The following is an 8,721-nucleotide window of genomic DNA, read 5'->3' as shown; positions in this document are numbered from 1 at the left end:
CATCTTCACGTTGTCGCCCGGCATCACCATCTCCACGCCCTCCGGCAGCTGGACGGCGCCAGTGATGTCGGTGGTGCGGAAGTAGAACTGCGGACGGTANCCCTTGAAGAACGGGGTGTGNCGGCCGCCNTCGTCCTTCGACAGCACGTACACCTCGGCCTCGAAGTCGGTGTGCGGGGTGATCGTGCCCGGCTTGGCCAGCACCTGGCCACGCTCGACCTCGTCACGCTTGGTGCCGCGCAGCAGCAGGCCCGCGTTGTCGCCCGCCTGGCCCTGGTCCAGCAGCTTGCGGAACATCTCCACGCCGGTCACGGTGGTCTTCTGGGTCGGACGGATGCCGACGATCTCCACTTCGTCGCCCACCTTGATCACGCCGCGCTCGATACGGCCGGTCACCACGGTGCCGCGGCCCGAGATCGAGAACACGTCTTCCACCGGCATCAGGAACGGCTTGTCGACGTCACGCTCCGGGGTCGGGATGTAGCTGTCCAGCGCGTCCACCAGCCGGATGATCGCCGGCACGCCGATCTCCGACTGGTCGCCTTCCAGCGCCTTCAGCGCCGAACCCTTGATGATCGGGGTGTCGTCGCCCGGGAAATCGTACTTGCTCAGCAGCTCGCGGACTTCCATCTCCACCAGCTCCAGCAGCTCGGCGTCGTCCACCATGTCCGCCTTGTTCAGGAAGACCACGATGTACGGCACGCCCACCTGGCGGGCCAGCAGGATGTGCTCGCGGGTCTGCGGCATCGGGCCGTCAGCCGCCGACACCACCAGGATCGCGCCGTCCATCTGCGCGGCACCGGTGATCATGTTCTTNACGTAGTCGGCGTGNCCNGGGCAGTCCACGTGCGCGTAGTGNCGGGTCGGCGANTCGTACTCNACGTGCGCNGTCGAGATCGTGATGCCGCGAGCCTTCTCTTCCGGCGCCGCGTCGATCGCGTCGTACGCCTTGAACTCGCCACCGAAACGCTCCGCACCGATCTTCGTCAGCGCCGCCGTCAGCGTCGTCTTGCCGTGGTCAACGTGACCGATGGTGCCCACGTTCACGTGGGGCTTGGTGCGCTCGAACTTACCCTTGGCCATGGCTGCCTATCTCGCTGACGGTTGTAGGTGGAGTACTGCTTGTGGTGGTGGAAAACCCGGCCCATGAAGGGCCGGGTCCTGCGGGCCTGGACCCGCCGAATATGGTGCTCACGAATGGAATCGAACCATCGACCTCCTCCTTACCAAGGAGGTGCTCTACCGACTGAGCTACGTGAGCCTGGAAACCTGGTTTTGCGTGCGGCCGGACCTGCAGTGCAATGGAGCGGGAGACGGGAATCGAACCCGCACCATCAGCTTGGAAGGCTGAGGTTCTACCATTGAACTACTCCCGCGAGGGGGACCAGCTTCCCGGCTTGCCGCCCCGGGATTTTGCCTCGTTTTGTTCCTTGCCGCTACCCGAAAAAAACTGGTGGAGGGAGGTGGATTCGAACCACCGAAGGCGTAAGCCAGCAGATTTACAGTCTGCCCCCGTTGGCCGCTTGGGTATCCCTCCTGACCTTCCACCGCGGCCATTTACGACCGGGGTGAAACAGCCCGCTATTCTGGCGATGCCGGAGGTTTCTGTCAACGCATCCGGCATCTTTTTTTCACTTTTTTGCTCAGACGTTGAACCGGAAGTGCAGGATGTCGCCCTCCTGCACCCGGTACTCCTTGCCCTCCAGGCGCATGCGCCCGGCCTCGCGCGCCCCGGCCTCGCCCCGGTACCGGATGAAGTCGTCGAAGGCGATGGTCTCGGCGCGGATGAAGCCCTTCTCGAAGTCGGTATGGATCACCGCTGCCGCCTGCGGCGCGGTGGCCCCGGCCTTGACCGTCCAGGCGCGGACCTCCTTCACCCCGGCGGTGAAGTAGGTCTGCAGGCCCAGCAGCCTGTAGGCGGCGCGGATCACCCGGTTCAGGCCCGGCTCCTCCAGGCCGAGGTCGGCCAGGAAGGTGTCCCGGTCCTCGTCCTCCAGCTGGGCCAGCTCCTCCTCGATGGCGGCCGAGACCGGCACCACCTCGGCGCCCTCGGCGGCGGCGCGCGCACGCACGGCATCCAGCAGCGGGTTGTCGTGGAAGCCGTCCTCCAGGACGTTGGCCACGTACATGACCGGCTTGAGGGTCAGCAGGAACAGGTCGCGGACCAGGGCCCGCTCCTCCTCGTCCAGGCCCAGCGCCCGGCCAGGCTTGCCCTCGCTCAGGCCGGCGTGCAGCTTCTGCAGCACCGGCTTGCGCGCGATCGCGTCCTTTTCGCCGGCCTTGGCCGAGCGTTCGGCGCGGTTGAGCGCCTTTTCCACGCTGTCCAGGTCGGCCAGGGCCAGCTCGGTGTCGATCGTCTCGATGTCCGACACCGGGTCGACCTTGCCGGCCACGTGGACGATGTCCGGGTGCTCGAAGCAGCGGACCACGTGGGCGATGGCGTCGACCTCGCGGATGTGGGCCAGGAACTTGTTGCCCAGGCCCTCGCCGCTGGCGGCGCCGGCGACCAGGCCGGCGATGTCGACGAACTCGACCGCCGTCGGCACCACCCGCTCCGGCTTGACGATCTCGGCCAGCTGGCCCAGGCGCGGGTCCGGCACCGGCACCACGCCCACGTTCGGCTCGATCGTGCAGAACGGGAAGTTGGCCGCAGCGATGCCGGCCTTGGTCAGCGCGTTGAAGAGGGTCGACTTGCCGACGTTAGGCAGGCCGACGATGCCGCATTTGATGCCCATTGGAAATCCGGGATTCGTGATTCGTGATTGGTGATTCGGAACAGCCAAAGCGGCCTTTGCGAATCACCAATCACCAATGACCAATTACGGTTTACTGGTATGCAGCCGCTTCATCGCCTCGCTGAAGTCGCCGGCCACCGCCAGCGGCAGCACCTCGATGGCCTCGTCGATGGCGCGGTCGATCAGGACCTGGTCGTCCTTGCCGGCCCGCCCCAGCACCCAGCCGGTCACCCGGTCCTTGTGCCCGGGATGGCCGATGCCGATGCGCAGCCGGTGGAACTTCCCGTGGCCCAGGTGCTGGATGGTGTCGCGCAGGCCGTTCTGGCCGCCGTGGCCGCCGTCGAACTTCAGCCGCGCCGTGCCCGGCGGCAGGTCGAGCTCGTCGTGGACCAGCAGCGCCTCCTCCGGCGCGATCTTCCAGTAGCGCAGCGCCGCGGCCACCGACTTGCCGGACAGGTTCATGTAGGTCGCCGGCTTCAGCAGCCACACGTTGCGGCCACCGATGTCGACCTTGGCCGTCTCGCCGAACAGCTTCGATTCCAGGCCGAAACGCACGCCGGCCCGTTCGGCCAGCGCGTCGACCAAACGAAACCCGGCGTTGTGCCGGGTGTTCGCGTGTTCGGGACCGGGGTTGCCCAGCCCGACGATGAGTCGCAGTTCCGCCATCGTGATGACGCAGCCACGGTTCCCGCCCGGCATGCCGGGCGGGAACGCAGGGGCTTACTTCTGCTCTTCGCCTTCGGCCGGAGCCTCTTCCTCGCCACGGGCCTGCTTGGCGACGACCACGGCCACGTCGTGGTCCGCACCCAGCTTCAGCTCCGGCAGCTCGACGCCGGCCGGCAGCTTCAGGTCGGACAGATGGACGACGGCGCCGACGGCCAGCTCGGCCAGGTCGACCTCGATCGAGGCCGGCAGGTCCTTCGGCAGGCAGGCCACGGTGACTTCGGTCAGCTCGTGCATGATCACCACGCCGGCGGTCTTGCCGGCCGGGGACTTCTCCTGGTTGACGAAATGCAGCGGCACGGCGGCGCGCAGGATCTCGTTGTCGCTGATGCGCTGGAAGTCCAGGTGGATCAGCTGCTGCTTGTACGGGTGGCGCTGGATGTCGCGCAGCAGGACCTTCTGCACGTCGCCGTTGAGGCTCAGGTCCAGGATCGAGGAGTAGAACCACTCGTTCTGCTGGGCCAGCCACAGCTTCTCGTGGTCCAGCTGGATCTTGACCGGGGCCAGGTCGCCACCGTAGACGATCGCCGGGACCTTGCCGTCGCGACGCAGGCGGCGGCTCGCACCCTTGCCCTCGTCCTCGCGACGTTCGACGTTGATCACATGAGTTGCCATTGTTTTAACTACCTAGGTTGATGAACCGCCTCGCGGCGGCTTGGGTGGCTTCCCCGCGACCAGGGAGGCCAGTGAGAGCCGGGATTCGTGACTCGGGATTCGTGATTGGGAAAAGCTCTTGCGAATCCCCAATCCCGAACCCCCAATCCCGGCCTTTAATCCACGTACAGCGAACTGACCGACTCGCCGAAGGCGATGCGGCGGATGGTCTCCGCCAGCAGCTCGGCCACGCTGACCTGGCGGATGCGCGGGCAGCTGCGCGCCGCCGGCGACAGCGGGATGGTGTCGGTCACCACCAGCTCGTCCAGCTGCGAATTGTTGAGGTTGTCCACCGCCGGCCCGGACAGGACGGCGTGGGTGCAGTACGCGGCGACCTTGGTCGCGCCGCGCGCCTTGAGGGCGGCAGCGGCGGCGCACAGGGTGCCGGCGGTGTCGACGATGTCGTCCACCATCACGCAGGTCTTGCCCTCGACGTCGCCGATGATGTTCATCACCGTCGACACGTTGGCGCGCGGGCGGCGCTTGTCGATGATCGCCAGGTCGGCGTCGTCCAGGCGCTTGGCCACCGCACGGGCGCGGACCACGCCGCCCACGTCCGGCGAGACCACGATCAGGTTCTCGGTGCCGTAGGCGCGCCAGATGTCGGCCAGCAGCAGCGGCGAGGCGTAGACGTTGTCGACCGGGATGTCGAAGAAGCCCTGGATCTGGTCGGCGTGCAGGTCCACGGTCAGCACCCGGTCGGTACCCACCGCGGTGAACATCTTTGCCGCGACCTTGGCCGTGATCGGCACGCGCGAGGAACGCAGGCGGCGGTCCTGGCGCGAGTAGCCGAAGTACGGCACCACCGCGGTGACCGAGGCGGCGCTGGCGCGCTTGAGCGCGTCGATGATCACCAGCAGCTCCATCAGGTTCTCCGCCACCGGCGCGCAGGTCGGCTGGATCACGAAGACTTCCTGGCGGCGGACGTTCTCCTCGATCTCGACCTGGACCTCGCCGTCGGAGAAGGTGGAGACCAGCGCCTTGCCCGGGCGCACGCCCAGCTCGCGGCAGATGCTCTCGGCCAGCGGCTTGTTGGCGTTGCCGCTGAACACCAGCAGATTGCGTTCGTCTTGGATCTTCGACATGCCGGCGTCGGCCTGGATCAGGTTGTAGGGGCTGGAAAACCGCATGGCGGACTTCCGTGTTTCCTTCCGGCGCCGCGGGCGGCGCCTGTGTGGCAGGGGCGGCAGGATTCGAACCTGCGGATGCCGGGATCAAAACCCGGTGCCTTGGACCTCTTGGCGACGCCCCTGGATCAATCCCGCCGCGTCCGCGCGAGCGCGGTGCGCAGCGGCGAATCCGAAACGCCGGCCGCGACCCAGGCATGCAACCGTCGCGACAATCGCGCCAGTGCTTCCTGCGCCGCGTCACGGTGGGCGAATTCGACGAAGCAACCGCTTCCGGTTCCGGTCAGGCGCGGCCTGCCGATCCGCGCCAGCTCGGCGAACACGGCCTCGACGGCCGGTTCGCGGCGGCGCAGGACCGGCTCGAACGCGTTCTCGAGCGCGGATCCGTCAGCGAAGTCCGATATTTTCGCGGGCGGGGAATCCCGCGTCAAATCGGGGGACTGGAACAGGGCGGCGGTCGGCACGTGGACCCCGGGGTCGACCAGCACGTACCAGGCCGGGGCCAGGTCCAGCGGGACCAGCCGCTCCCCCACCCCCTCGGCCCAGGCGCTGCGGCCGCGGACGAAGACCGGGACGTCGGCACCCAGGCGCAGGCCCAGCGCGGCCAGCCTGTCCTCGCCCAGGTCCAGGCCCCACAGCCGGTCCAGGGCGCACAGGACGGTGGCCGCATCGGACGAGCCGCCGCCGAACCCCCCGCCTGCAGGAATGCGCTTTTCGACGTGGATGTCGGCACCTTGCGCGCAGTTCGCGGCTTCCTGCAGCAGGACCGCGGCGCGGACCGCGAGGTCGGCGGCGTCCTCCACGCCCGGCAGGCGGTCGCCATGGCGGACGATCCGGCCGTCCGCGCGCGGGCGCAGGCGCACCGTATCGCCCCAGTCGAGCATCCGGAACACGGTCTGCAGCTCATGGTAGCCGTCGGCGCGACGGCCGGTGATGCGCAGGAACAGGTTCAGCTTGGCCGGGGCCGGCCACTCGCTCCAGCCTTCCGTCACGGAGTCCCCCACTGGTCGACGACCAGGCGCACGCGGACGCCCTCGCGCTGCGCCTGCAGGCGCCGCGGCATGTCCGGCCAGCCGTCGGTGGCAGCCGACCATTCCTGGTAGTCCACGGTCCAGCCACCGGCCAGCAGGCGGCGCGGGCGGCCGTCGGCGCCGAATTCCAGTTCCGCGCCCGGCGAGGCCAGGCCGCGGACCCACCAAGACAGCTCCTCGACCGGGATCGGCCAGCCGGTGGCTTCAAGCAGCAGCGCGCCGGCATCCGGGCCGTAACGGGTCCCGCCTTCCAGGCCTTCCAAGGTCGCCCCCGCCGCCCCGCCGCTCAGCCGCCAGCTCTGCCGGGTGACCGGGGCGCTGAGCGCCACCCGCCACTGCCCGCCGTCCTGCTGCCAGTCGAGGCGGCCGCTGCCGCCCTTGTCGCCGACGCTGACCGCCAGCCGGCCCTGCAGCGACCAGGCCGGCATGGCCTCCAGCTGCACGCGCCGCGCCTCCTGGTGCGCCCGCGCCCGGGCCGGGTCCACGGCCGGCGCGGTGTCGCGCACCGGCGCGGCGGTACAGCCGGCAAGCAGGAGCAGGGCCAGCCCGAGGCCGGCCGCATGCCAGGCGCGGCTCACGGCGTGGGCTCCGGCGCGGTCGCGGGGGCCGGGCTATCGGGCTCCGTGCCCGTCGCCCTTGCCGGCGCAGACGGCTGGCCCACGGCGTCACCGGCCGGCCCGGCGGGTTCGGCGGCGCCCTCATCCGGCGTTTCCGCCGGCGCCGGCAGCGGCAGGCCCAGCTTCTCCAGCGCGCGCCGCAGCGAGCGGTTGGACGGATCCAGCCGGTGCGACTCGTCGAAGTAGCGCTGCGCTTCCTCGCGCCGGCCCATGACCCACAGCACCTCGCCCAGGTGGGCACCGATCTCCGGATCCTTCTGCAGGCCCCAGGCGCGGCGCAGCTCCACCAGCGCCTCCTCGGTGCGTCCGAGCCGGTACAGCACCCAGCCGTAGCTGTCGACGATGGCGCCGCTGTCCGGTTCGGCCACGCGGGCGCGGTCGATCAGCTCCAGGGCTTCCTGGTAGCGCTGGGTGCGGTCGGCCAAGGTGTAGCCCAGCGCGTTGAGCGCGGCCACGTTCTCCGGGTCGGCCACCAGCACCTTGCGCAGGTCGGCCTCGGCGCGGTCGATGCGGTCCATCCGCTCCCAGGCCAGGGCGCGGGCGTAAAGCAGCGCCGGCTCGTCCGGATAGGCGGCCAGGCCGCGGCCGAGCGCGTCGATCTCGCCGTCGGCGTCGCCGGCGCGCTGGCGCAGCTCGGCCTCCAGCAGGTAGGCGTTGCGGCGGGCGTCGTCGTTGCTGGATGCGTCGTTCTGCAGGCTGCGGGCCTCTGCGTAGGCCTCCTCCGCGCGGCCCAGTTCGTACAGGGCCACGGCGATGCGGATCCGTGCCTCGGCCCGTTCCGGCCCGCCGGCGACGCCGCGGTACCAGTCCACGGCCTCGGCCGGACGCTTGAGGAATTCGGCGATCCGGCCCAGCAGCATGCGCCGCGACGGGTTCGGCTGGCCGCGGTCGGACTCGGACAGGTCGCGGTACAGCGCGGCCAGGCCCTCGCTGTCGTCGGCGCGGGCCAGCAGCGAGGCGCGCATGCCCCAGGTCCGCATGTCCTGGGGACCGGCTGCCACCACGCGCGCGGCGGCGCCGTAGTCGCCGAGGGTCTCGTAGGCCAGGGCGAGCATGCCGCGGATCTCCGGATCCTCGGCCGCGCGCGGCTCGACCAGGGCCAGCAGGGCCCGGGCCTGTTCCTTGTCGCCGACCTGGTTGAGCTGGCCGGCGCGCAGGATCGCGACCCGCGGCTCGCCCGGGAACCGGCGCACCATCTCGGCGACGATGCGCTGCGACAGCTTCGGCGCATCCAGGCGCAGCGACAGCCGGCCGAATTCCTGCCAGGCCACCAGCTCGTCCGGGATCGCGCCGGAACCGACCATCTGGTCCATGACCCTGGCCACCACCGACGGGTCGCGGCCGTCGCCCAGCGCCACCAGCGCATAGCGCCAGGCGCGCGGATCCGGCGTCTTCATCAGCGCCACCAGTTCGCGCCGCGCCTTGCGCGTCTCGCCCTTGCGCAGGGCCAGGGAGATGCCCGCCGCGCGCAGCGCCAGCGAGTCCGGCGCCCGCTGCCGCCACAGCGCCAGCGCCTGGCCGGTGCGGGCATCGTCGTTGGCCAGCATCGCGATGCGGGTGGCGCGTTCGGCCAGCAGCACGTCACCATCGGCGGCGCGGGCCGCCTCCAGGTACCAGCGCGCCGCGTCGGCCAGCTGCCCGACCTGGAAGGCGTACTCGCCGGCCAGCAGCGGTTCCAGCGGGATATCGCCCCCGGCCGGAGCCTGTTTGGCCTGCAGCGGAGCCGAGATGGCCGCCAGGACCAGCAGCAGCGCGCCCAGCCGGCGGCGATGGAGAGGCGGACGCGGGCGTCCAGTGTCGACAACGGAAAGCTCAGGTACGGGCATTGGCACCC

At 70.0% G+C, this 8,721-nt stretch carries 7 protein-coding genes, 4 tRNA genes and 1 pseudogene; all 12 read right to left on the bottom strand.

The genetic code is table 11. The annotated features are described in order from the left end of the window. The coding region (gene tuf, locus PSEJ35_RS0107730) for an elongation factor Tu (RefSeq protein ID WP_028917284.1) at positions 1 to 1,083 on the bottom strand (1,083 nt) is incomplete at its 3' end. A gap of 102 nt (positions 1,084 to 1,185) precedes the next feature. After that, positions 1,186 to 1,261 (bottom strand) — tRNA-Thr (locus tag PSEJ35_RS0107725). 41 nt (positions 1,262 to 1,302) lie between these two features. Further along, positions 1,303 to 1,376 (bottom strand) — tRNA-Gly (locus tag PSEJ35_RS0107720). 75 nt (positions 1,377 to 1,451) lie between these two features. Further along, a tRNA-Tyr gene (locus PSEJ35_RS0107715) sits at positions 1,452 to 1,537 on the bottom strand. Positions 1,538 to 1,643: 106 nt separating this feature from the next. After that, positions 1,644 to 2,735 (bottom strand): redox-regulated ATPase YchF, encoded by a 1,092-nt coding sequence (ychF, locus tag PSEJ35_RS0107710; protein ID WP_028917283.1) that lies wholly within the window; start codon positions 2,733 to 2,735, stop codon positions 1,644 to 1,646. 84 nt (positions 2,736 to 2,819) lie between these two features. After that, entirely contained in the window at positions 2,820 to 3,401 is a 582-nt protein-coding gene (pth, locus tag PSEJ35_RS0107705; protein ID WP_028917282.1) for an aminoacyl-tRNA hydrolase, read from the bottom strand. 54 nt (positions 3,402 to 3,455) lie between these two features. Continuing rightward, complete coding sequence (locus tag PSEJ35_RS0107700; RefSeq protein WP_028917281.1) at positions 3,456 to 4,073, bottom strand: 50S ribosomal protein L25/general stress protein Ctc; 618 nt, start codon at positions 4,071 to 4,073, stop codon at positions 3,456 to 3,458. A 155-nt stretch (positions 4,074 to 4,228) separates the two neighbouring features. Then, positions 4,229 to 5,188 (bottom strand): ribose-phosphate diphosphokinase, encoded by a 960-nt coding sequence (locus PSEJ35_RS0107695; protein WP_028917280.1) that lies wholly within the window; start codon positions 5,186 to 5,188, stop codon positions 4,229 to 4,231. Positions 5,189 to 5,287: 99 nt separating this feature from the next. Next, a tRNA-Gln gene (locus PSEJ35_RS0107690) sits at positions 5,288 to 5,364 on the bottom strand. Between the two features lie 3 nt (positions 5,365 to 5,367). Beyond that, positions 5,368 to 6,243: a 4-(cytidine 5'-diphospho)-2-C-methyl-D-erythritol kinase gene (ispE, locus tag PSEJ35_RS0107685; protein WP_028917279.1), complete on the bottom strand. Its 876-nt coding sequence runs from the start codon at positions 6,241 to 6,243 to the stop codon at positions 5,368 to 5,370. Then, the gene (gene lolB / locus PSEJ35_RS0107680; protein ID WP_028917278.1) at positions 6,228 to 6,848 is read right to left on the bottom strand and encodes a lipoprotein insertase outer membrane protein LolB; all 621 of its coding nucleotides are present in this window, start codon (positions 6,846 to 6,848) and stop codon (positions 6,228 to 6,230) included. The genes ispE and lolB overlap by 16 nt, the downstream gene beginning before the upstream one ends. Before the next feature lie 152 nt (positions 6,849 to 7,000). After that, positions 7,001 to 8,713: pseudogene (locus PSEJ35_RS15735) on the bottom strand (tetratricopeptide repeat protein); the annotation flags it as partial. Positions 8,714 to 8,721: the final 8 nt, after the last annotated feature.

Origin of the sequence: Pseudoxanthomonas sp. J35 (assembly GCF_000513995.1) — a bacterium.
Taxonomy (GTDB): domain Bacteria; phylum Pseudomonadota; class Gammaproteobacteria; order Xanthomonadales; family Xanthomonadaceae; genus Pseudoxanthomonas.
Note: the sequence above shows the minus strand (reverse complement) of the source record. Positions and strands in the feature narration are given on the sequence as shown.